This window comes from Phycicoccus sp. (assembly GCF_035325325.1).
Taxonomy (GTDB): Bacteria; Actinomycetota; Actinomycetes; order Actinomycetales; family Dermatophilaceae; genus Phycicoccus.
In genome coordinates this window covers 59184-81137 of the sequence record NZ_DAOLAC010000014.1, presented here as the reverse complement: position 1 = coordinate 81137, position 21954 = coordinate 59184, and the positions used below count along the sequence as shown (strand labels likewise).

At 74.9% G+C, this 21954-nt stretch carries 23 protein-coding genes, 1 tRNA gene and 1 pseudogene; 10 read left to right on the top strand and 15 right to left on the bottom strand.

All coding sequences use genetic code 11. The annotated features are described in order from the left end of the window. Positions 1–26: 26 nt before the first annotated feature. Positions 27–389, top strand: a complete 363-nt coding sequence (locus PKA89_RS10755) for a hypothetical protein (RefSeq protein ID WP_324419251.1) — start codon at positions 27–29, stop codon at positions 387–389. On the opposite strand, the pseudogene PKA89_RS10750 reads toward PKA89_RS10755, so the two are convergent. Beyond that, a pseudogene (locus PKA89_RS10750) lies at positions 281–598 on the bottom strand (response regulator); the annotation flags it as partial. The gene PKA89_RS10755 and the pseudogene PKA89_RS10750 overlap by 109 nt on opposite strands. Before the next feature lie 67 nt (positions 599–665). Here PKA89_RS10750 and PKA89_RS10745 point away from each other — a divergent pair. Beyond that, a tRNA-Arg gene (locus PKA89_RS10745) sits at positions 666–737 on the top strand. 68 nt (positions 738–805) lie between these two features. Continuing rightward, the gene (locus PKA89_RS10740) at positions 806–1099 is read left to right on the top strand and encodes an ASCH domain-containing protein (RefSeq protein ID WP_324419246.1); all 294 of its coding nucleotides are present in this window, start codon (positions 806–808) and stop codon (positions 1097–1099) included. Between the two features lie 31 nt (positions 1100–1130). On the opposite strand, the gene PKA89_RS10735 is transcribed toward PKA89_RS10740, so the two are convergent. The 11 genes from PKA89_RS10735 to PKA89_RS10685 all read right to left on the bottom strand — a co-directional run bounded on the left by PKA89_RS10735 (position 1131) and on the right by PKA89_RS10685 (position 11186). Beyond that, positions 1131–1511, bottom strand: coding sequence for a Rid family hydrolase (locus PKA89_RS10735; protein WP_324419245.1), 381 nt, complete (start codon positions 1509–1511; stop codon positions 1131–1133). Between the two features lie 177 nt (positions 1512–1688). Beyond that, a complete protein-coding gene (locus PKA89_RS10730) occupies positions 1689–1991 on the bottom strand; it encodes a hypothetical protein (RefSeq protein ID WP_324419244.1) in 303 nt (100 codons plus the stop codon). Positions 1992–2355: 364 nt separating this feature from the next. After that, positions 2356–2985, bottom strand: coding sequence for a CPBP family intramembrane glutamic endopeptidase (locus tag PKA89_RS10725; protein WP_324419243.1), 630 nt, complete (start codon positions 2983–2985; stop codon positions 2356–2358). A 277-nt stretch (positions 2986–3262) separates the two neighbouring features. Next, positions 3263–4069 carry a CPBP family intramembrane glutamic endopeptidase gene (locus PKA89_RS10720; protein ID WP_324419242.1) on the bottom strand — a complete coding sequence of 269 codons (807 nt, stop codon included), beginning with the start codon at positions 4067–4069 and terminating at the stop codon, positions 3263–3265. 32 nt (positions 4070–4101) lie between these two features. Then, positions 4102–4614 (bottom strand): hypothetical protein, encoded by a 513-nt coding sequence (locus tag PKA89_RS10715; RefSeq protein WP_324419241.1) that lies wholly within the window; start codon positions 4612–4614, stop codon positions 4102–4104. A gap of 145 nt (positions 4615–4759) precedes the next feature. Beyond that, positions 4760–6370 (bottom strand): histidine kinase, encoded by a 1611-nt coding sequence (locus tag PKA89_RS10710; RefSeq protein WP_324419240.1) that lies wholly within the window; start codon positions 6368–6370, stop codon positions 4760–4762. 50 nt (positions 6371–6420) lie between these two features. Beyond that, positions 6421–7113, bottom strand: a complete 693-nt coding sequence (locus tag PKA89_RS10705) for a response regulator transcription factor (RefSeq protein ID WP_324419239.1) — start codon at positions 7111–7113, stop codon at positions 6421–6423. After that, on the bottom strand, positions 7113–7595 hold the full coding sequence (locus PKA89_RS10700; protein ID WP_324419238.1) for a response regulator: 483 nt from the start codon (positions 7593–7595) through the stop codon (positions 7113–7115). The genes PKA89_RS10705 and PKA89_RS10700 overlap by 1 nt, the downstream gene beginning before the upstream one ends. 43 nt (positions 7596–7638) lie before the next feature. Next, positions 7639–8223 carry a DUF4865 family protein gene (locus PKA89_RS10695; protein ID WP_324419250.1) on the bottom strand — a complete coding sequence of 195 codons (585 nt, stop codon included), beginning with the start codon at positions 8221–8223 and terminating at the stop codon, positions 7639–7641. A 74-nt stretch (positions 8224–8297) separates the two neighbouring features. After that, entirely contained in the window at positions 8298–9488 is a 1191-nt protein-coding gene (locus PKA89_RS10690; protein WP_324419237.1) for an alpha/beta fold hydrolase, read from the bottom strand. A 219-nt stretch (positions 9489–9707) separates the two neighbouring features. Further along, a complete protein-coding gene (locus tag PKA89_RS10685; protein WP_324419236.1) occupies positions 9708–11186 on the bottom strand; it encodes a GAF domain-containing sensor histidine kinase in 1479 nt (492 codons plus the stop codon). A gap of 251 nt (positions 11187–11437) precedes the next feature. On the opposite strand from PKA89_RS10685, the gene PKA89_RS10680 reads away from it, so the two are divergent. The 7 genes from PKA89_RS10680 (at position 11438) to PKA89_RS10650 (ending at position 17817) form a co-directional block, all read left to right on the top strand. Next, entirely contained in the window at positions 11438–11773 is a 336-nt protein-coding gene (locus tag PKA89_RS10680) for a YciI family protein (RefSeq protein WP_324419235.1), read from the top strand. 154 nt (positions 11774–11927) lie between these two features. After that, the gene (locus PKA89_RS10675; RefSeq protein WP_324419234.1) at positions 11928–12728 is read left to right on the top strand and encodes an ATP-binding cassette domain-containing protein; all 801 of its coding nucleotides are present in this window, start codon (positions 11928–11930) and stop codon (positions 12726–12728) included. Then, complete coding sequence (locus PKA89_RS10670) at positions 12725–13492, top strand: ABC transporter permease (protein ID WP_324419233.1); 768 nt, start codon at positions 12725–12727, stop codon at positions 13490–13492. The genes PKA89_RS10675 and PKA89_RS10670 overlap by 4 nt, the downstream gene beginning before the upstream one ends. Before the next feature lie 39 nt (positions 13493–13531). After that, the gene (locus PKA89_RS10665) at positions 13532–13870 is read left to right on the top strand and encodes a DUF1048 domain-containing protein (RefSeq protein ID WP_324419232.1); all 339 of its coding nucleotides are present in this window, start codon (positions 13532–13534) and stop codon (positions 13868–13870) included. Positions 13871–13874: 4 nt separating this feature from the next. Then, positions 13875–14648, top strand: a complete 774-nt coding sequence (locus PKA89_RS10660; protein WP_324419231.1) for a MerR family transcriptional regulator — start codon at positions 13875–13877, stop codon at positions 14646–14648. 342 nt (positions 14649–14990) lie between these two features. Further along, the gene (locus PKA89_RS10655) at positions 14991–17024 is read left to right on the top strand and encodes a DEAD/DEAH box helicase (RefSeq protein ID WP_324419249.1); all 2034 of its coding nucleotides are present in this window, start codon (positions 14991–14993) and stop codon (positions 17022–17024) included. 40 nt (positions 17025–17064) lie between these two features. Beyond that, a complete protein-coding gene (locus PKA89_RS10650) occupies positions 17065–17817 on the top strand; it encodes a cytochrome c oxidase assembly protein (protein ID WP_324419230.1) in 753 nt (250 codons plus the stop codon). Here the strand turns inward: PKA89_RS10650 and PKA89_RS10645 are convergent. From PKA89_RS10645 to selA, 3 genes are read right to left on the bottom strand one after another with little or no spacing between them, the layout of a single operon-like run. Beyond that, positions 17814–18890: an FUSC family protein gene (locus tag PKA89_RS10645; protein ID WP_324419229.1), complete on the bottom strand. Its 1077-nt coding sequence runs from the start codon at positions 18888–18890 to the stop codon at positions 17814–17816. The two genes, PKA89_RS10650 and PKA89_RS10645, sit on opposite strands and share 4 nt — an antisense overlap. Beyond that, positions 18887–20647, bottom strand: a complete 1761-nt coding sequence (locus PKA89_RS10640) for a SelB C-terminal domain-containing protein (protein WP_324419228.1) — start codon at positions 20645–20647, stop codon at positions 18887–18889. The genes PKA89_RS10645 and PKA89_RS10640 overlap by 4 nt, the downstream gene beginning before the upstream one ends. After that, complete coding sequence (selA, locus tag PKA89_RS10635) at positions 20648–21943, bottom strand: L-seryl-tRNA(Sec) selenium transferase (protein WP_324419227.1); 1296 nt, start codon at positions 21941–21943, stop codon at positions 20648–20650. Between the last annotated feature and the right edge of the window lie 11 nt (positions 21944–21954).

Here is a 21954-nt window from a genome sequence, read left to right as displayed (position 1 = left end):
GGAAGGTCGATTTCGAGGGTGAGTTCATCACGGCCCGCGGGGAGCTGAACCCACCAGCACCTATCCCGGTGATGGCCGCTGCGCTGCGCCCGCGCTCATACGAAATCGCGGGCGAACTGAGCGACGGCGCGATCTCGTGGATGTGCCCGCTGGGGTATCTGACCGGTCTCGCGCTTCCCGCGCTAAAGCGCGGCGCCAATGCCGCGAGCCGTGAGACGCCCTCCACGACCTCGTCCGGGTCGAACGGCTTGCCGACGCACGCGTCGAACCCCGCGCCGCTCACCTCGGGGCTGACGAGGTCGGTCGCGGTGGCCGTGACGAGCACGACGGGCACCGGGTCGAGGCGGGGGTGGGACCGGATGGCGGCGATCGCCCACCAGCCGTCGTAGGGCGCCATCTGCGAGTCGAGGACGACGACGTCGGGCCGGCGCCGGGAGGTGTCGATGAGCCGGGCCATCGCCTCGTGTCCGTCCGCGGCCTCCTCCACGTCGAAACCCGCCAGCTCGAGGTTGATCCGGAGCAGGCGGCGGATGGCCTCGGTGTCGTCGCACACGAGGACGAGGCGTGCGCCTCCGGGGTCCTCCGGCCCGGGTTGCATGGCACCAAGCGTAGGCTGCTAGCCTCTCCGAGCGCCGCGGTTTCGTGCCGCGTCGTCGTTCGTGCCCGCCCCCGTAGCTCAGGGGATAGAGCACCGCCCTCCGGAGGCGGGAGCGTAGGTTCGAATCCTACCGGGGGCACGACCCGAGGGCCCGGTCCACAGGCGCGAAGCGCCGTCGGACCGGGCCCTTCGCCGTACCGTGCGGGGATGCAGTTCAGCCGCGAGCTCCGCGACCGGGTCGCGAGCGGTGAGATCACCGTCTCCATCCGCTCGTGGAGCCGCCCGCAGGTCCGGGAGGGCGGCCGCTACCGCACCGCCGGCGTCGTCATCGAGGTCGACTCCGTCGAGGTGCTGCCCTTCTCGGCGGTCACGGACGCCGACCTCGGGGCCTCCGGTGAGACCGACCGCGAGGCACTGCGCGCCCGGGCCGCCCACACCGGGCCGGTCGCGGACGACACCCTCGTCCACCGGGTCGAGTTCCACGTCGTCGGGGAGCGGTAGGCCCGAGCCACCGGCTCGGTGCTCGACGCGCTCAGCCCACGATCGCCGTCATCCGGACCGACACGAGCACGCCCGGGATCTCCGGGCCCAGCCGGGCCACGTACCGGGTCGGCGGATCCGACGGGAAGTGGCGCGCGTAGGCCTCGTTGAGGGCCGCGAAGTCCTCCGGCCGCGCGAGCAGCACTCCCACCTCGACGACGTCCTCACGGGTGCCGCCACCCGCGGCCACCACCCGTTCGCAGTTCACGAGCGCCTGCTCGGTCTGCTCGGCGATGCCCGGCCCCGCGAGGGCGCCGGTCGAGACGTCGACCCCGGTCATCCCCGACACGTGGATGTGCTGCCCGACCTGCACGCCCTGGGCGAAGAGCGGCGAGCTCGGGGCGTCCGGCGTGCTGATGACGGTTCGAGCCATGACGGCCTCCTCGGGGCACCGGTGCAGGTGCCGCGATTCTCCTCAGGCCGCACGAGCCCGTCCAGCCGCGCACTCGCTCACGTCCCTGGACGACCTCGACGAGGAAGAAGTGGCCGACTGGGTGCGTCAGGTCACCTCGGTCCCGGGGGTCGGCGAGTGGTGGCCCCGAGTCCGAGCTCAGCCGGTGACGACGACCAGCCGGAGGGCGCTGCCGCCCGCCGTGAGGCGGCCGGTCAGGGCAGGGCCGGGTGGTCCCTCACCCAGCCGGCGCACGACGCTGAGCTCGACACCCGCGGCGGAGACCGTCGTCCGGTCCGGCCCGTCCACCGCGGACACGGGCAGCCCGGGGTCGTGACGCGGCACGTCCGGCACACCCTCCCCCGAGGCCGTCGCGTCCGGTGCGCGCTCGACCTCGGTCCCGTCGGACCGCCGCACGGTCAGGTCGGCCTGGCGGCCACCGGAGCGGATCGTGTCGAGCACGGTCGCGACGAAGACGGGGTCGGCGCACGCGTCGTGGACGTACCGGGTGCCGAGGACCGAGTGCTCCAGGGTGCGAGCAGGCTCGCGTCGGCACCGGTCAACGGGGCGTCACGGTAGGTCACCGGCACGAAGAGGGTCGACCCGGAGGCCGACCCGAGGAGGAAGCACTCGATCCCGACCGCCCCGGCGGGGTCGTCCAGCCGGAACGACCCCGCGGGCCCGCGCTCGACCACCCCGTCCCACCAGGGCCTCGTCCGCAGCCACGGCCCGACGAGCTCGTCCTTGCGCGGCGAGATCGTCGCCTCGTGCAGCAGCGCCATCCGCCCACGCTAGCGGCCGGCACGGCGGCTCGACGGGGAGCCGGTCACCAGGGAGCGCCGAAGGGCCCGACGAGGAAGAACGCGAGCATCCCGATGGTGTTGCTCACCCCGTGCGCGACGACCGGGGCCCACACCGACCGGAAGACGTAGCGAAGCACCCCGTAGTAGGTCGCGTCGACGACCACGAGGGCCATGCCGACCGGCCCCTGCTCGGCGTGGATCAGGCCGAAGAGCATGGCCACGGCCACGACCGCGCCGGCCCGGGCCGGGCCGGAGTCGCCCACCACGTCCGTGATGCGGGTCAGGAGGTACCCGCGGAACGCGAGCTCCTCGACGAGCGCGGCCAGCGTCCAGCTCAGGGCCAGGAACAGCAGGAGCTTCCCGACGTCGCCCTCGAGGCCCGCGAACTCGCCGATGTCCTGGGTCGAGCCGGTGAGGTGCTCCGCCACCGGCATCACCACACCGAACACCATCGCGGTCCAGACGACGGTCAGGCCCGCCACCTGGGCCAGCCGGGTTCCCGCGTGCGGAAGACGGTGGAACCCCAGCGTCCCCGGTCCGCGGCGCCGCACCAGGAGCGAGACGACCGCCATGCCGCCGAGCACCACCGCCGGCAGGAAGAGGTCGACCGCGACCGCAGCGGACGCGAGCACGACCTCGACGGCGCTGACCACCCGCCATGCCCGAGCGTGCCCGCCCACCTCGTCGCTCGGTCGCAGGCCTTGCCGCGGAGGTGGCTCTCCGCCGGCGGGGGTGGTGCTGGTCCTGACGCGCGTGACGACCTCGGGTGCCGCAGTGTCTCCTTCGAGGATTCCGCTCCGCCGCTCGAGGGGGAAGACGCACGGAGCGAGAACTCCCTCACAGCGGGCGGAGCTCGATGCCGGCAGAGCCGAGTACAGGACACCGCCCCCGACACCGGGTCGGGGGCGGTGCGATCCTCGCTCCACCGGCTCATCGCACGATGGCGTGGACGTTCGCTCGCAGCTCCTCGTGCTGAGTCGCGACCTGCGACCCGGTCCGCCGGCGACCCCCGCGCAGAGCCACGAGACCGACGACGCCCAGCACCACGTCCTGGCCGACCATGACGCCCCACAGCGCGCCGCCGTGCAGCCCGGTGGTGTGCAGGAGCAGGTCGAGGACCGCGTGCGTGGCGGCCAGCGCCCACAGGGCGTCGGTGCGCAGCCGCAGCACGGCGTACCCGAAGCCGAACGTGGCGGCCCCGACGGCCTGCGCCACCGTGACGGCGGCGTTCTGGCCGAACAGGATGTTCGGCAGGTGGGAGGCGCCGAAGACCGCCGCGGTCAGGGCCGCGGCCCGCCCGGGACCCAGTGGCAGGGCGGCACGCAGCACGACACCGCGGAACCACAGCTCCTCGTAGAGGCCGGTGGCGGCGTACCCGACCACGAGGACGGCCAGCGTCGAGCGGTCCGGGGACCATCCCCACGCCAGGGGCACCAGGGCGACGAGGACCGGCGCAGCGAGCCATCCGAGGCTCCGCCAGGTGCTCGGCCCACCGGCGGCCAGCGACGACCAGCCGACCCGACGGGCGACGACCAGGCTCATGGCGAGCAGGACGAGCACCACCGGGAGGCGGCGCAGCAGGGGGTCGGACGCCGGTGCGACCAGCTCGACGACGAGGGAACCGGCGACGGTGACGCCGATGCTGAGGCCGACGAGGGCGAGGACCGCCCGGACCGGCCTGGTGGGCACCCGTTCGAGGACGGCGGGCGGGACGCTGGCGACCTGGTGGTGGCTCACGGTGTTCTCCTGATGATCGTCGTGGAGGGGACTCAGGCGCCGGCCGGGACGAGGCTCGCGCCGGCGCGGCGCGTGCGGGCCGCCAGCGCGACGGTGCGGGCCAGCACCATGCCCAGGGCCATCACGACGAACGCCACGGTCCACGCGTCGGCGCCGGTGATGGCGTGGTCCCGGGAGAACGAGCCGACGGCGCGGGCCCCGGCCCCGGTCGCCCACTGCGCGAAGGCGACCCGCCCGCCGATCATGACCAGCCAGAGCACCGCGAAGGACGTACCGGTGGTGGCCACGAGCCTGCCGTCCTGGTGGTGGAGGCGCGTGACGCCGCTGGCGGCGAGCCCGAAGAGGACGCCGACGACGCCGAAGGCCAGGACGAGGTCGAGGTCGTTGCCAGCGGTCGGGAAGGGGACGAGGAAGTACGCGGCGGCGGCCACGACGATGCCGAGCGGCAGGACGAAGGTGGCGAGGGCCACCTCGCGGGTGCCGAGGTTGCGCGCGAGCGCCCAGACGAGCAGGGCGATCGACAGGATCCACTGGGTGGTGCTCATCGGGAGCTCCCTTCTTGGTAGGTCCCTCGAGGGTGCCGCGGGGCCTGCCGGGCCCGCGTCGGCGCGAGGCACCGGCCGCCACGTGCACAACGGCCGTTCCCCGCCTCGGTCGGATGACGTAGCCGCCGGCCCCTCGAGCGGTGCGCTACCCCGGGGGATGCTCGGCGTCGACGGGGACCACGACCGTGACCCGGGTGCCCGAACCGAGCACGGAGTCGATGGTCGTGGTCCCGCCGAGGCCCGTCGCGCGCTCGCGCATCGTGCCCAGGCCCAGGTGACCGGGGTGCTCGACGGAGGTGTCGAAGCCGGTGCCGTCGTCGCTCACGCGCAGCGTGACGTGCTCCACGGTGTCCTCGAGCGACACCCGGACCTCGATGCTCGCGGGCCGGGCGTGCTTGACCGCGTTGTGCATCGCCTCGAGGGCGATGCGGTACAGGTGCTCCTCGGTGTCGACCGACAGCGGGAGCCGGTGCGGTGGGGCGACCACCTCGATGCCCACCTGCTCCCGGGCGGCGATCGCCGCGGCCTGCTTGGTGAGTGCCGCGGCCAGGCCCTCCTCGGCGAGCGCCCCCGGGCGCAGCTCGAAGATCAGGGCGCGCATCTCCGCGAGGGCGCCCCGGGTGAGCTCCTGGAGCCGTGCCACCTCGGCGCGCGCGGGGTCCGCCTCCGTGCCGAGCGGCTCGAGATGCCGCTGCGCGGTGCGCGCGTGCATCGTCATCGAGAACAGCGCCTGGCTGACCGAGTCGTGCAGCTCGCGGGCCAGGCGATGGCGCTCCGCGGCGCCGGCCGCCTCGCGCTGCTCGAGGAACAGCGCCGAGTTCTGGATCGCGAGGGCCGCGTGGTCCGCCATGGCCAGCAGGTAGTCGGCGTCGTCATCCCCGAACCGGGAGCCGGCGGGCAGGTGGACCTGGAGCTCACCGAAGTACTCCCGCCCCGAGACGAGCGGGATCACCACACCGTCCTCCCACTCCGGCCGGGAACGGGACCAGTAGGGATGGACGGCGGCGTACCGGGGGTCGGCGAGGAGGTCCGTGCGCGCGCCGCGCCACAACGTGAACGGCTCGACGTCCTCGGCCGTCCTCGCGTCGACGCCGGCGGCGACGTACATCGCGTGGAAGGCCTCGGCGTACCCGGGGCCGAAGACCGGGTCCGGGACCGTCGCGAGCCGGGGCGCCTCGCTGGTCGACCCCTGCCAGACCACGATCGAGCACGCGGCCGCCGTCGTGGTGCGCAGGATCTCCGAACGGATCTGCTCCAGGGTGGCCACCAGCGGCTGGTCGACGGTCATCCCGGCGGCGACCCGGGTGAAAGCGCTGACCCGCGCCTCGAGGCGCTCCGTCGAGTGCACCCGGTCGGTCGCGTCGGTGACGACGTCGAGCACCCCGACGAGCTCGCCGTGCTCGTAGAGCGGGGCGAACACGACGTCCCAGTAGGTCGTCGAACCGGGGATCGCGATCCGGTGCGCCGCCTGGCGCACCACGTGCCCCGTCCGGACGGCATCGAAGAGGTCACCGACCGAGCCCTCGTTGCCGGGGATCAGGTCGCTGAGGTAGCGCCCGGGTTCGGTGTAGTCCGGGCCGACACCGAAGTACAGCTCGTAGAAGCCGACCCAGGTGCGGTTGCAGCGCTGCAACCGTCCGTCGAGGTCGAACACGGCCAGTCCGAAGGGGACCCGGTCGAAGAACAGGTCGACCATCTGCCGCTCGACGGGCTCCCACGACGGGGGCACCGGCTCGAGCGCCGGCTCGGTCGGCATCGACGTGCTGCGCAGGGGTGAGGAGCGGGCTCCACGTCCGGCTCCCTCGGTCACGAGGTGACGTCCGTGGCGTCCACGAGCCCCTCGCGCACCGCCCACATGGCCGCCTGGGTGCGGCTGGCCAGGCCGAGCTTGGTGAGGATGTTGGAGACATGGGTCCGGGCCGTGCGCTCGGCCACCCCCAGCCGTCGGCCGATCTCGCGGTTGGTGCGCCCGCTCGCGACGAGGACGATGACCTCCCGTTCGCGCGGGGTCAGGTCCTCCACGGGCGACCGCGGGGCGCGGAGACCGGAGACCAGGGCGGCTGCCGCGACCGGGTCGAGGCGCACCTCGCCGGCGACCGCGGCACGGATCGCGTCGACCACGTCGTCGGCGTCGGCGTCCTTGAGCAGGTAGCCCGTGGCACCGGCCTCCAGGGCTGCGCGGATGCGCGCCTCCTCGAGGAAGGAGGTCACGGCAATGACGTCGACCTGCGGCCACGTCGCCTTGACCCGGGCCGTCGCCTCCACGCCGTCGAGGTGCGGCATCTGCATGTCCATGAGGATGACGTCGGGGACGCCGGGGCCGGCGGCGAGCACGGCGAGCCGGGCGAGTGCCTCCCGGCCGTCGGCGGCCTCGCCGACGACCTCGATGCCGGGCTCGGTCCCCAGGTAGGCGATGAGGCCGGTGCGGACGACGCTGTGGTCGTCGACGATGAACACGGTGATGACCCGCTCGTCCTCGTCGCGGCCGGGGCGGGGCATCAGCGATCGCCTCGGACGGGCGGCGGGGTCGTGGCGGGCGGCGCGGCGTGCTGGTCGTCCACGGCGGCATTCTGGCGCGTGCCGTCCTCGCCTGCCAAGGGGCGCCGCCCCGCGTCGACCGCTGATCTGATCGCCGCGAGGAGTGCACCGCCGTCGCCGTCCTTCTCGACGAAGCTGTGGGCGCCGGCCGCCAGCGCGTCGGAGCGTCGGGAGCCTGACATGCTGACGACCACGACCGGCACCAGGCCCGCCAACCGCTCGACGAGCGCGCAGCCCGCCGGCGAGCCCGACGGCAGGTCGACCACCGCGACGTCGCTGACGTTCGAGCCCCAGGTCAGCAGGCGCACGGCCTGCCCCGTGTCCACCGCCAGGCACCGCAGCTCGCCGACGTCGTCGAGCAGGTGGCGAAGGGCGCTGCGCACCCGGGCGTCGTCGTCCACCACCAGGACCCGCAGGCGCCGCGGCCCTTTCACCGGGGCCACGGCCGGCCCCTCGTGGCCGGGGTGGGTTGCGCTCCCCGGCGCCTCATGACCCGACCCCGGGCAGGTCACGGCGGTGGGGCTGTGACACGTGCAGGACGGTGAAGCGCTCACCGGGGTCGGTGTCCGGCGCGAGGTCGGACCACAGGGTGAACCGGACCAGCCGCCACGTCGCCGGGTCGACCCCGACCGTCGTGCAGTTGAGGCCCGGCTGCCGGGCCCGGGTCTCCGTCTCCTCGAGCAGCCGCTGGGTGAGGTCGGCGAGCGGGATCCCCGCGTCGACGTCCTCCACGGTGCGGGTCGCGGCGACCGGCACCGAGGCGTGCTCCGGCCCGTCGGCCAGGGCGATACCGTGCCAGGCCCGGAGGGGCGGTCGCCCGAAGTCGGTGCAGATGCCGTCGAAGCCCGGCCCGAAGAGGAACGTGTTCATGCCGGACAGGCCGGCCCACAGGTAGAACGGCGCGTACTGGTTCACCGGGGACCCGTGGTGCCCGCGCTCGCGCACCAGGTAGGCCTTGACCCCGAGGCCGGGGAACGCGTCGGTGCCCGACCCGCGGGTCGCGACCCGGTGGCGGATGATGCCCATGTCGTAGTCGGCGGGCAAGGTGATCTCGTACTGCATGAGCTGCATCTGGCGCACGGGCGCTCCTGTCGTGGTGGGTCGTTCTCGTGGGTCGTCGACGCGGTCCACCGGGTGGCGGTGGCTCACCGCACCGCGAGACCGCGGACCGGCTGCGCGCGGGGCAGGAAGCTCTCGAGCGCCTCGCCCACCGGCTCGGGCGTCTCGAGGGTGGGCATGTGCGGTGCGCCGGGGAGCTCCACGTAGCGGGCACCGCCGACGTTCTCGGCGACGCGCCGCATCACCTGCGGGCCGGTCGAGGCGTCGCGTTCCCCGCACAGCACGAGGGCCGGGCGCTCCCAGTGGGCCAGCCGACCGGCGACGTCGAGCCGGGAGAACGCCCGCCAGGCGGCAGCCACCTGGGTGGGGTTGCCCCGGACCACGCACTCGCGGGCGTAGCGCACGCCCCACCGGTTCTCGGCCAGCGCCTCCGGCGAGAACCACCGGGTGAGCGACGAGCCGACCTGCGCGCGCGTTCCGTCGCGCTCCACCGCGTCGGCCCGCTGCGCGAAGGAGTCGAAGGGCCGGTCCGTGGTCGCGACGAGGGTGAGGGACTCGACTGCGCGGGGATGGCGTGCCGCGACGGTCTGCGCGACGGCTCCGCCGTACGAGAGGCCCACGACGTGCGCGCCGGCCAGACCGGTCGCCGCCAGCACCTCGAGCAGGTCGTCGGCCAGGACCGCCAGGTCGGCGGGTGCCGGCGCATCGGCCGCCGCGCCGTGCCCCCGCAGGTCGTACGCGAACACCCGGCGTCCCCGGGCGAGCCGGCGGACGACCGGCTCCCACATCCGCCAGGTGAGGCCCAGGGCGTGGAGCAGGACGACGGCCGGGCCGTGCTCCCCCACCTGCGCGAGCTGCGTGGTGTGGTCCGAGAGCGCCAGCGGGCGGACCGGGACCGGCGCCGCGTCGGCGGTCCCGGCGAGTACCTCACCCACCTGGTCGAGGGCGTTGAGGGCACGGGGAAAGCCCGCGTACACCGAGGTGTGCTCGACCAGGGCGCGCAGCTCGTCGGCGGTCACGTCGTGACCCAGGGCGGCCTCGAGGTGGACCCGCAGCTGTGTCTCGGCGCCTCCGAGCGCACTGAGCACGGCGACGGTGGCGATCTCGCGGTCGCGCCAGGAGAGCCGCTGGTCGGCCAGCGGCAGCGTGAAGGCGCCGTCGACCAGCCAGCGGTACATCTGCGGCGACGAGGCGCGCAACGCCCCCAGGGCCTGCTCGGGGTCGCGGCCGATGAGCGACCGGAAGGTCCGGGCGCCGCAGTCGTGGATGGCGGTCATGGGTGTCTCCTCAGGTGTGTCGGCGCGTCGGCCTCGTCGGCCGCGGCGATCGGATCTCCACGAGCATCTCGGTGCCGGAGGTCGCCCACACCGGTGATCCGACCCGAACCCGGCATGCGCAACCACCGAGGAGGCGCTCGGCCGGATGACGTACGGACAGAACGGGACCCGTCCTGACACCGCTCCGGCTCACCACTGCCCGAGGGGCCGGGCCACGCCTCAGGGGCGCGCGCCCACCGCGACCGGAACCACGACGGTCACGGTGCAGCCGTTGCCCACCGCGCTCCGGACCGTGAGGTCGCCGCCCACCGCGGCAGCGCGGTCGCGCATGGTCGCCTGCCCCAGGTGGCCACCGGCCACCGCAGCGGGGTCGAACCCGCGCCCGTCGTCGTGCACCACGACGGTCAGGTGCTGCGCGGCCTCGTCCACCGTCACGTCCACCGACGCACTCGACGCGCCGGCATGCTTGACCGTGTTGTTGAGGGCCTCGAGCACGAGGCGGTACAGGTGCTCCTCGGCGCGCGCCTCGAGCGGGAGCCGCGAGGTGGGGCCTCTCACCTCGATGGGCAGGCCTTCGCGGGCGGTGACCGCCTGCGCCTGCCGCGTGAGTGCCGCGACGAGTCCGTCCGCCTCCAGGGACCCGGGTCGCAGCTCGAAGATCAGGGCGCGCATCTCGGCCAGCGCGCCCCGGGCGAGGTCCGACAGGGTCGCGAGGCTCACCGCGAGCGGGTCGCTCTCGGGCACACCGTGGGCGGCGAGGCGGCGCTCGGCAGTGCGCGCGTGCAGGGTCATCGAGAAGAGCGCCTGGCTCACCGAGTCGTGCAGCTCGCGGGCGAGTCGCTGGCGCTCGACGAGGGTGGCGTGCCACTCGGCCTCGCCGTAGAGCCGCGCGTTCTCGACCGCGACCGCGGTCTGGTCGGCGATCGCCTGCAGGAAGGCCTGCTCGTCCGCGTCCACCTCGCGACCGGCGTCGACGTACAGCAGGAGGCACCCGACGCACCGGCCACGGGTGCCCAGCGGCACGACCACCGTGTCCTCGAAGGTGAGGCCGGCCCACAGGGGGTGCAGGGGTGCGTAGCCCGGGTCCTGCTCGGCACGCGAGCGGAAGCCACGGATGGCGGTCACTCCGCTCGCCGTGGTGACGTCGCGGATCGGGGAGCGGACCCCGAGGGCGTAGGCCTCCTCGACTCCCTCGCGATAGCGGTCGGGGAGGCCGTCGTCGCCGTAGGCCGAGAGCACACGCAGGTCCTCGTCCTCCCAGACGACGACCGCGGCGGCCTCGGCACCGGTCGCCGACCGGACGCTGCGGGCCACGTGGCACAACGTCTGCTCCAGCGGGTGAGCGAGGGTCATCGCGTCGGCGATCGCGGCGAACGCCTCGATCCGTGCCTGCAGCCGGTCGTGGGCCCGCACCGCCGGGTCGGCCTCCGCGTCCTCGGCGGCCGCGGTCACGACGGCGGTGACCCCCACGACCTCGCCGCCGCTCCGCATCGGGGCGAGCACGAGGTCCCGGAGCGCGGCCCCGCCGTCCCGGGCCATCCCTCGGACCCGCTCGTGCACCAGCTCACCCGCGAGCGCCGCGGCCGCCAGCCGCGACAGCGCCTCCGCCCGGTCCGGCATCAGCTCGACCCAGCCACCGTCGCACTGCACCAGTCGCAGGTCGGTGTCGAAGACTGCGGCACCCGTCAGCGGTCCCATGTCCGGCACCCCGGCTCTCACTGCGTCCCTCGGCTGGCGGAGGGAGTCTGCCATGTGGGCCGGACCCTCGTCGACGCCTCGGACGCCCCGGCGTGACCGGGCGTCCTACGTCGTGTGGCCGAGTCGCCCACGGGCCGGAGCACCGACCCCGGTCGGGTCCTGTCGCCGACGCCGACGCGCTCGGGCGCGGACATGCTGTCGGGTACCGAGGGCCGTCCACCGCACGTCCCCGACACGTCGAAAGGCACCCCATGCCGCGCACGACCACCCGACCTCCGGAGCCGCGAACCCCCTTCGGCCCCAAGGCCTTCGTCCTGCTCGTCAGCTACACCGCACCGCTGGACCGCGTCGACGCACTCCTCGACGCGCACCGCACCTGGCTGGACGCGCGCTTCGCCGAGGGCACCTTCCTCGTCTCCGGTCCGCAGGTGCCCCGCGTCGGCGGCACCATCCTCGCGACCGCCGCGTCGCGCCGGCAGGTCGACGACCTCGTCGCGTCGGACCCGCTGGTCAGCGGCGGCGTCGCCACCTGCCGGGTCGTCGAGTTCATCCCGAACCGAGGCCCCTGGGCGGCATCGACGCCGTAGTCGCCCTGCGCGAGACCCAGGGGCTGCTCTGGAACCTCGTCCCCCTCCTGGCGCTCGTCGGGGTCGTGGTCGGCGGGTGGCTCGCTCGCCGCCACGGGCCCTGACGACACCGGGCTTGACCTTGACGCAGGGTCAACCCTCCACGCTCTCTGCCATGACCACCGAACACGCCATCCGGACCGCCGGGCTGACCAAGTCCTACGGTGACCACCAGGTGCTGACCGGCGTCGACCTCGACGTCGCGCCGGGCACCGTGCACGCCCTCCTCGGCTCGAACGGGGCGGGCAAGACGACCGTCGTGAGGATCCTCTCGACCCTCCTGCGCGCCGACGGCGGCAGCGCCACCGTCGACGGCCACGACGTCGCCGGCGCACCCGACCGGGTCCGCGAGTCGATCAGCCTCACCGGCCAGTTCGCCGCCGTCGACGAGGTGCTGACCGGGCGGGAGAACCTCGTCCTCGTCGGCCGCCTCCGCCGCGTCGCTGACGCCCGCGCGGTCGCCGACGAGCTGCTCACCCGCTTCGACCTCGTCGAGGCCGGCGGCCGCAAGGTCGCCACCTGGTCGGGCGGGATGAAGCGCCGGCTGGACATCGCGATGAGCCTCATCGGCGACCCGGCCGTCCTCTTCCTCGACGAGCCGACCACCGGCCTCGACCCGCAGTCGCGGATCGAGGTGTGGCGCACCGTCAAGGAGCTCGCCGGCCGGGGCACGACCGTGCTCCTCACCACGCAGTACCTCGAGGAGGCCGAGCAGCTGGCCGACCGCATCTCGATCCTCCACGACGGGCGGATCATCGCCGAGGGCACGGTCGCCGAGCTCAAGCGGCTCTTCCCGCCGGCGACCGTCGAGTACGTCGAGAAGCAGCCTTCCCTCGAGGAGGTCTTCCTCGCGATCGTCGGCCACTCCCCCGCACCGACCGCCCCCACCACGACTCCCGAAGGAGCTCCCCGATGAGCACCCGCGTCGTCGGCGACACCGCCGTCCTCACCCAGCGCTCGCTGCGCCACGTGCTGCGCAGCCCCGACACGATCATCACGACGGCGATCACGCCGATCGCCATGCTGCTGCTCTTCGTCTACGTCCTCGGCGGCGCGATCGAGGTCGGCGGCAGCCGGAGCGACTACGTCGACTACCTCCTGCCCGGCATCCTCGTCATCACCATCGCCTCCGGCATCGCGTACACCGCGTTCCGCCTGTTCACCGACGTCACCGGAGGCATCGTGGAGCGGTTCCGCTCGATGCCGATCGCCCGCTCGGCCGTCCTGTGGAGCCACGTGCTCACCTCGGTCGTGGCCAACCTCGTCTCGCTGGCCCTCGTCGTGCTCGTCGGGCTGCTCATGGGCTTCCGGTCCAGCGCGGGCCTCCTCGGCTGGCTCGGGGTGCTCGGGCTGCTCGTCCTGCTCACCCTCGCGCTCACCTGGCTCGCGGTCATCCCGGGCCTCACCGCGACCTCGGTCGACGGCGTGAGCGGGTTCTCCTACCCGCTGATCTTCCTGCCGTTCGTCAGCTCGGCCTTCGTGCCGACCGACGGGATGCCCGGCCCGGTGCGCTGGTTCGCCGAGCACCAGCCGGTCACCCCCGTCGTCGACACCCTGCGCCACCTGCTCGCGGCCGAGCCGGTCGGCAGCGCGGGGTGGACGTCCGTCGCCTGGTGCCTCGCCCTGCTCGTCCTCGCCTACGTCCTCGCGATGCGCACCTACCGCCGCAGGACCGCCTGAACCACCCGTTCACCACCACCCGTGAGAAGGAGTCACACCGTGCACCGCATCCTGACCAAGGTCATCGGCGAGAAGAAGGAGTGGAAGGCGATGGAGGCCCGGGCCGCGGCCCTCCCCCGCGACTTCCGCACCGTCTACGGCGAGGTGAAGTCGTACGTCTGGAAGTTCGCCGACGGCGACGGCCACGAGTCGATCGGCGCGCTCGCGACCGTCCTCGGCCGGTTCGAGGAGGCGGCCGCCGAGGGCCGGGGCGTCCGCGACGTCACCGGCTCGGACGTCGCCGCTTTCTGCGACCGCCACCTCACCGGCGTCGCGAGCTGGACCGACGGGTGGCGCGCGTCGCTCAACGGCGCCGTGTCCCGCAAGGTCGCAGACTGAGGCCGTGCTCACCATCAGCCAGCTCGCGGCGTACGCCGGCGTCACCGTCCGCGCGGTGCGTCACTACCACGCGAAAGGGCTGCTCCCGGAACCGGAGCGCGACCACTCGGGGTACCGCCGCTACGACGCCGGGGCGGCGGTCCAGCTCGTGCGGATCCGCACGCTCGCGGACGCCGGGGTCCCGCTCTCGCGGGTCCAGGAGCTGCTCGCCGCCGACGACGAGGAGTTCGCGGCGGCGGTCGAGGACATCGACCGCCGCCTGCGGGCCGAGATCCGCGAACGGCAGCGACACCGCGAGCGCATCTCCCGGCTGGCCGCCGGTGACAGCCTCGCCCTCCCGCCCGAGGCCGTCGCCTACCTCGACCGGATGCGCGAGCTGGGGCTGCCCCACCGGGTGATCGACGGCGAGCGCGACGCGTGGATCCTCGTCGCCGCCCAGCTGCCGGAGCGGATGGACGCGTACATCGCGAGCAAGCGCAGCCAGATCGAGGACCCCGACATCGTCGACTTCTACCGCGAGATCGACGAGATGCTCGACTGGGCACCGGGCGACCCGCGGCTCCCGGCCTTCGCCGACCGCCTCGTCGCCCAGCTCGAGGCCGCCGACACGGACGAGATGACCGCGTTCGCGACCCAGGGCATCCCGGACGACCTCGCCGCCCTCCTCGACTCGATGTTCCTCGACCAGGTGCCCGTCGCACCCGAGCTGGTGCAGCTGGTGCGCGAGCGCGGCTGGACGGGCTGGACCGTGCTGCGCCGGGTCGACGACGCCCGCTGACCGGCCACCCGGAGGGACCCGCGGCCCCATCGGGGTGCGGCGCGGCATACTCTTGTCCTCGGGGACCGGTCCTCCCACCGAGGACACCCGGGCGCACACCGTGACCCGGGAGGCAGCACCGGGCTGCGCGTGCGGGACCGCCGCACACGCCGAGTCCCCGGGAGCCGCCGCGCCGCCACCAGCGCGCCGCGGCCCGCGCCGGTCCTGCACGGCCCGACCCAGGAGAAGGAACGCTTGGCACCGCGAGCACCGCGCCGCAACGGCAACCGCAGCGCGTCGCGCACCCCGTCGCGCGAGCGCCGGCCCTCGCGCGGCCCCCACGAGGAGGGCCTCCTCCCGCTCATGGCGCGCTCGGTGCGCCAGCTCGAGGCAGCCGCCGGCCGAGGCCCGGTCCGGCCCAGCGGCCGCACGACCTACCAGGTGCTCGCCCTCCTCGTGCGCGAGGAGCGGGCACGGGTCAAGGGCGACCCCGAGGTCTCGGAGGCCGAGCGGACGGCCACCCTCACCCGTCTCGACGGCATCGCGACGATCCTCGCGAAGACGGCCGCCCGCGACACCACGCTGCTCCAGCTGCTGGCCGACGACGCGGTGGTCCCGCCCGAGGCCCGCGACCTCAAGAACGAGATGCTCCGGGCCGCCGGGCGCGAGCCGGAGCCCGAGCCCGAGCCGGAGCCGGTCGCCACCGAGGACCCGGCCGCCGCGCGGCGGGTCGTCCCGCAGACCGTCATGGCCCGCCAGCTCGCCAACCCCTTCCTCGCCCCCGACCTCTCCGCGGTCGCCGTCGCGAAGCCGACGTCGAACCGGCTCGCGACCTGGGAGCTGCTCACCCCGCTGTTCCGTGCCTTCGAGCAGGGCGGTGACGCCACCTGCATGCCGCTGCCGGAGCCGACGGAGGTCGTCCACGGCGTCGCCGACCTCGAGCTGATGCACCACCAGGCCCAGGTCGTCGCGGCCGCCGCGGCCGGGCACCGCACCTTCCTCCTCGCCGACGAGCCGGGCCTCGGCAAGACCGCCCAGGCCCTCCTCGCCGCGACCGCCGCCGACGCGTTCCCGCTGCTCGTCGTCGTGCCCAACGTCGTCAAGGCGAACTGGGCGCACGAGGCCGAGCTGTGGACCCCGCGCCGCACGGCGACGGTGGTGCACGGCGACGGCGACACCGTCGACGGCTACGCCGACATCGTCATCGTCAACTACGACATCCTCGACCGGCACGTCGGATGGCTCGGCAACCACGGCTTCCGCGGGATGGTCGTCGACGAGGCCCACTTCATCAAGAACAAGGGGTCGCAACGGTCGCGGCACGTCCTCGCCCTCGCCGACCGCATCCGTGCCCGGTCCGGGTCCCCCCTCATCATGGCCCTCACCGGCACCCCGCTCATCAACGACATCGAGGACTTCCGGGCCATCTGGCAGCTGCTCGGCTGGATCGACGACACCGGTCCGCGCCGTGAGCTGCGCGCGGCCCTCGAGGCCACCGGCCTCACCCCGGCCGACCGCGGCTTCTCCACCGCCGCGCGGACCGCGGTCATCGACCTCGGCATCGTGCGCCGCCGCAAGGTCGACGTCGCCGCCGACATCCCCGCCCGCCGGGTCGCCGACCTCCCCGTCGAGCTCGACGACGACGCGAGCCGCTCCATCCGGGCCGCCGAGCAGGACCTCGCGCGCCGCCTCGTGCGTCGCTACGACGCGGCGATGGAGGCCCGCACCGGGGACGACGTCGTCGGGATCGACCACGAGCTGGTCCGCCGGGTCGCCTCGGCCGAGCGCCGCAAGACCGGCGACGACGCCTCCGGCGAGAACGTCTTCTCCGTCATGCGCAAGATCGGACAGGCCAAGGCCGGCCTCGCCGCCGACTACGCCGCCCAGCTGGCCCGCAACGTCGGCAAGGTCGTCTTCTTCGCCAAGCACGTCGACGTCATGGACGCCGCGGAGCAGACCTTCACCAAGCGCGGCATCGGGCACTCATCGGTGCGCGGCGACCAGACGCCGGCGGTCCGGAAGCGGAACATCGAGGCCTTCCTCACCGACCCCGAGGTGCAGGTCATCGTGTGCTCGCTCACCGCGGCCGGCGTGGGCCTCAACCTCCAGGTCGCCTCCAACGTCGTCCTCGCCGAGCTGTCCTGGACCTCCGCGGAGCAGACCCAGGCCATCGACCGCGTCCACCGGATCGGGCAGACCGAGCCGGTCACCGCGTGGCGGGTCATCGCCACCGGAACGCTCGACCCGCGCATCGCCGAGCTCGTCGACGACAAGGCGGGCCTGGCCGCGCGCGCCCTCGACGGCTCCGACGAGGAGGTCGGCTCGTCGGCCGACCTCCAGCTCGAGGCGCTGGTCTCGCTCCTCACGACCGCTCTGGAGTCGCGCGGCGCGGCCTGAGCCCCGGGTGGCACCGCCGCCGGGGCGGGCATGTGGACGCGTGACGCCGGGCATCCCCGCCCCGGCCCTCGCCCTCGACGCACTGGTCGGGGTGGCGGTGCTCGCCTGGGCCGTGCTCCGGTGGGCCGCCCACCAGCGCGGACGGCCTTGGCCGGTCCCTCGCACCTGCTCCTTCCTCCTCGGCGCCGGGCTCGTGGTCCTGGCCGGTCCCGCGGGGTCTGCGCTCGGCGGTTTCGCGGGCCACATGGTGGTCCATCTCCTCGTCGGGATGCTCGCCCCGGTCGCCCTCGTCCTCGAGGCCCCGGTCACCCTGGCCCTGCGCGCGCTGCCCACCGCGCGGGCGGTCGCCCTCGTGCGGGTCCTGCGCAGCCGCCCGGTACGCGCGCTCAGCGTCCCGTGGCTCGCCCGGCTCCTCGACGTCGGCGGGCTGTGGGTCCTCTACTGCACGCCGCTCTACCGAGCGATGACGACCTCGCCGGCGGTCGGCCTGCTCGTCCAGGTGCACGTCCTGTTCGCCGGCTGCCTGTTCGCCTGGTCGGTCGCCGGGCCGGACCCGGTTCCCGACCGTCCCTCCGTGCCGCAGCGGCTGGTCGTCCTCGGAGTGGCGGTCGCGGCCCACGCGGTCCTCGCCCAGCTGCTCCACGCCGGGCTGCTCGTCGACGTGCCGGGGCCCGCGGACGAGCGGATGGCCGGCGCCCAGCTCATGTACTGGTTCGGTGACCTCGCCGAGGTGGCGCTCGCCCTGGCAGTCCTCTCCTCGTGGCGGCCCGTCGGCAGGCCGTCGACGGCCTAGGTGCCGGAGCGGACCGCTCGCCCGCGCACCCCGGGCGCGGTCGCGACGTCGTCCACGACGTCCACCAGCGTCAGCGTGTTCGCGAGCAGGGCCCCGTACAGGGGCCACGTGCGGGCAGGCAGGTGGGCGTCGGCGAGGTCCGTGGCCAGATCCGTGAGCTCCTCGCGCAGCCCGCCCACGGAGGCGCCGGGCACGGCCACCCGCTGCCCCAGTGCACCGAGGAGGGACCCCAGCCGCTCCCGGAAGTGCGCGTCCGCGACACCGGAGGAGCGGGCCGCCTCCCGGAGGTGACGGGCGATGCCCCGCACCTGGGCGACCCCCTCCTCGAGCCGGTCGAGCACCTCTCCGGTCGACGTCGGGACGGTGACGGGGTGGCGCCTGCGCCGCGGGTTCCACCGGCGGCTCTCGTCGGAGAAGCTGAGGAGCGACCGCGCGTGCACCAGCGTGGCATCGACCGAGCGGGTCCGGTCGATCCAGTCCCCGGCGTCCTCCGCCGTCCAGCCGGTCCGCAGCCCCTCCCCGATGTCGACGAGGAGGGCCCCGATGCCGCGGTCGACCTCGTCGATCTGGAGGTTGACACTGCGCTGGTCCAGCGGCGGGACGACGACGAGGTTGACGAGGACGGCGACGACGACACCGATCGCGGAGTCGGCGAACCGGTCCGGGAGGACAGCCATCGCGTGCCCCTCCGAGCTGGTCTCCCCGAGCGTGATGACGAACAGGGCGGTGACGGCGGCCGTCACCGACTCGTGGCGCAACCACGGGAGGCGGCCGAGGGCCAGCCCGACGCCCACGGCGAGCGCGAGGGAGACGGTGTCCGCCCCCAGCACCAGGACGGCCACGAAGGAGAGGACGAGCCCGAGGGCCACCGCGGCGATGGTCTCCACGCCGCGCCGGACGCTCCGCAGGACGGTCGCGTGGACGGTGAGCAGGGCCGCCCAGGGCGCGAGGAAGGCGTCGTCGAGCGCCAGCACCCCGTCGGCGAGCTCCCACGCGAGGACCGCGGCGCCCGCCGCCTTCGCGATCTGGAGGACATCGCTGAGGACGGTCGCCGGCCGCGGGCGGCGTGTCACGAGGCTCCCCTCCCCGCTCGCGCGGCGCTCACACCGCCCGTTCGGCGACGGTCGTCGGGCAGCCGTGCGGTGACTCCGGCGGCGTCGAGGTGCGCGAGCAGCGGCAGGACGACACGCCGGCTCGTGCCGAGGGCCTCGCGCGCCTGCGCGACGGTGAACGGCTGCTCGAGCGCGGCGAGCCGGCGCACCGCCTCGTCGGTGCTGCCGGGGAGCAGCACGACTCCGCGGCCGGCCCGCTCGAGGCGGCCCTCCCTGACCAGGGCGTCCAGTCGCGAACCGACGAGCCCGAGCTCGCGCAGCCGCTCGGCGGTCGGGGCGGCGAACGGGTCGGCCTCGAGGTCGGCGGCCAGGAGCTCGAGGGCCCGACGATCCGCCGCCGGGACCCCGTCCTCCGCGCCGAGGACCACGCGTCCAGCGTGGACGCGGAGCGGAGGCCTCGCGAGCGCTGAGACCACCCCCACGTCGTCCACCCCGAGGATCCGCGCCGCGGCGGTGGGTGCGAGGCCGGCCGGCCCGGCGTCGCGGACGGCGGCGACCAGTCGTTCGCGCAGCGCCTCGACGCGCTCGGCGGACAGCAACAGGTCCCCGGCGAGGAGCGTGCCGGCCGGCGGGTCGCCGACGACGCCCAGCCGCCGGAGCAGTCCCCGCGCGACCACCCCCCCGCGTCGCCGCTCGCCGGCGACCGACCCGTCGGGGCGGGGGAGCCCCCCGGCCCGGACGGTGGCCGCCCCCCGCCGGTCCAACGGCGGTGGGAGCGGGTCGAGCACCTCCACGCCCCAGACCCGACGGCTCCCGGGGTCGCGCAGCACCGCACGGTCGCCGACCCGCAGCGGGACCGGCCGGGACGGTCGCAGCCGCACGAGGCCCGGCCCGAGCGGACGGGCGCGCACCTCGACGTGGTCGGTGCCGACGTGGAGGACGGGCCGCCGGGTCGGGACCTCCTCGGGCCGCACCCGCACGTCGACCTCCGCCGCGTGGAGGACCGACCCGGGCGTGACCAGCTGGGCGCCGCGCCGGAGGGCTTCCGGGGCGCGGCCGCCCAGGTCGAGCGCGACGCGCGCGGGCGCCGCGACCGCCCCGCGGGCCCGGCCGAGTGCCTCGACCCCCCGCACGCGCACCGCCTCCCCGTCGACCTCGAGGACCGTGCCGGGGCGCACCGTGCCCGCGACGAGGGTGCCGGTGACGACGAGCCCGGTGCCCCGCACCCGGAACCGTCGGTCGACCCAGAACCGGACGTCCGCGTCGGGGTCCGGGGCGGGCACCGACCGCAGCACCTCGACGAGCGCGCGCCGCAGCCCGTCCAGGCCGGCACCGGTGCGTCCGCTGACGCACACGGACGGGGCGTCCCCCAGTGAGGTCCCGGCCAGTTCGCCCCGGGCCCGCTCGAGCGCGGGCCCCGGGTCCGCGAGGTCGGCCCTGGTCACCACGAGCAGCCCGTGGCGCACACCGAGCGCGTCGAGGGCCGCGAGGTGCTCGGCGGCCTGCGGCATCCACGGGTCGTCGGCCGCGACGACGAGCATCGCCACGCGCAGCGGCCCGAGGCCGGTGAGCGTGGTCCCGAGGAACCGCTCGTGTCCGGGCACGTCGACGAAGGCGACCTCCCCGGCCCCCGGCAGGTCGGTCCAGCAGTACCCGAGCTCGATGGACAGGCCGCGCCGCGCCTCCTCCGCGAGCCGGTCCGGCTCCTGCCCGGTCAGGGCGCGCACCAGCGTGGACTTGCCGTGGTCGACGTGCCCGGCGGTCGCGACGACGTGCACTCAGCCCACCCCGCCCGAGCGGACCCGGCGCACCGCCTCGAGGAGGACGTCGTCCGCACCCTCGGGCAGGGTGAGCAGGTCGAGCAGGAGCCGGCCGCCCCGGACCCGTCCGACCACCGGGGGCTCGCCGAGCCGCAGGGGGGCGGCGAGGTCGGCCGGCAGGGACACGGCCGCACTCGGCAGCGGGACGCCGGGCGCGCCTCCCCCGCCGACCCGACCCTCCGTCGACTCGACCGTGGCGTCACCGCCGATCGCCGCGGCCAGCCGGCGGGCACGCGCCTCGAGGTCGGCCGTCGAACGCGAGAGAGCCTCTGCCACAGGTGGGATCGGGCCGGTCAGGGTCGCCTCGAGTGCCGCGAGGGTCAGCTTGTCGACCCGCACCGCCCGCGCCATGGGGTGGCGTCGCAGGGCGTGGACGACGTCGGCGCGCCCGAGCAGCAGCCCGCACTGGGGGCCACCGAGGAGCTTGTCCCCGGACGCGGTGACGAGCGAGGCACCGGCGCGCAGGGCACTCGTGGCGTCCGGCTCCTGCGGCAGCCGCGGGTGCGGCCGCAGCAGCCCGGAGCCCAGGTCGGCCACCACAGGCAGCCCGAGCGTCGCGAGCTCGGCGACGCCGACCGAGGAGGTGAACCCCTCGACCCGGAAGTTGCTCGGGTGCACCTTGAGGACGAAGGCCGTGCGCTCCCCCACCGCGGCCGCGTAGTCCTCCAGCCGCACCCGGTTGGTCGTCCCGACCTCCCGCAGCCGCACGCCCACCGACTCGACGAGCTCGGGGATGCGGAAGCCGTCACCGATCTCGACCAGCTCGCCCCGCGCGACGACGACCTCACGGTCGGCGGCGAGCGCCCGCGCGGCGAGGGCCACCGCCGCCGCCCCGTTGTTGACCACGTGCGCGTCCTCGGCGTCGGGGACCGCAGCGCGCAGGGCGGCGAGGGCCCCGCGCCCGCGCGCCCCGCGGCGGCCGGTGGCGAGGTCGAGCTCGACGTCGGTGGCGCCGGCCGCGAGCACCAGCGCGTCGACCGCCGCCCTCGACAGGGGAGCGCGCCCGAGGTTGGTGTGGACGACGACGCCGGTGGCGTTGACCACGGCGCGCAGCGAGGTGCTCGAGGGCGGCAGCCGGTCGACGACCTCGGCGACGACGCCGTCGGGGGCGACCTCGCCCGCGCGGCAGGACTCCAGGACACCCGCGACCACGGCCTTGACGGCCGGCCGTCCGAGACGGTCCACCGCCTCGGCGACGACGGGTTCGGCGAGCACGGTGTCGGTCCGCGGCACGGCGCGGCGGCGGTCGTCCACGGGGCTCCTTC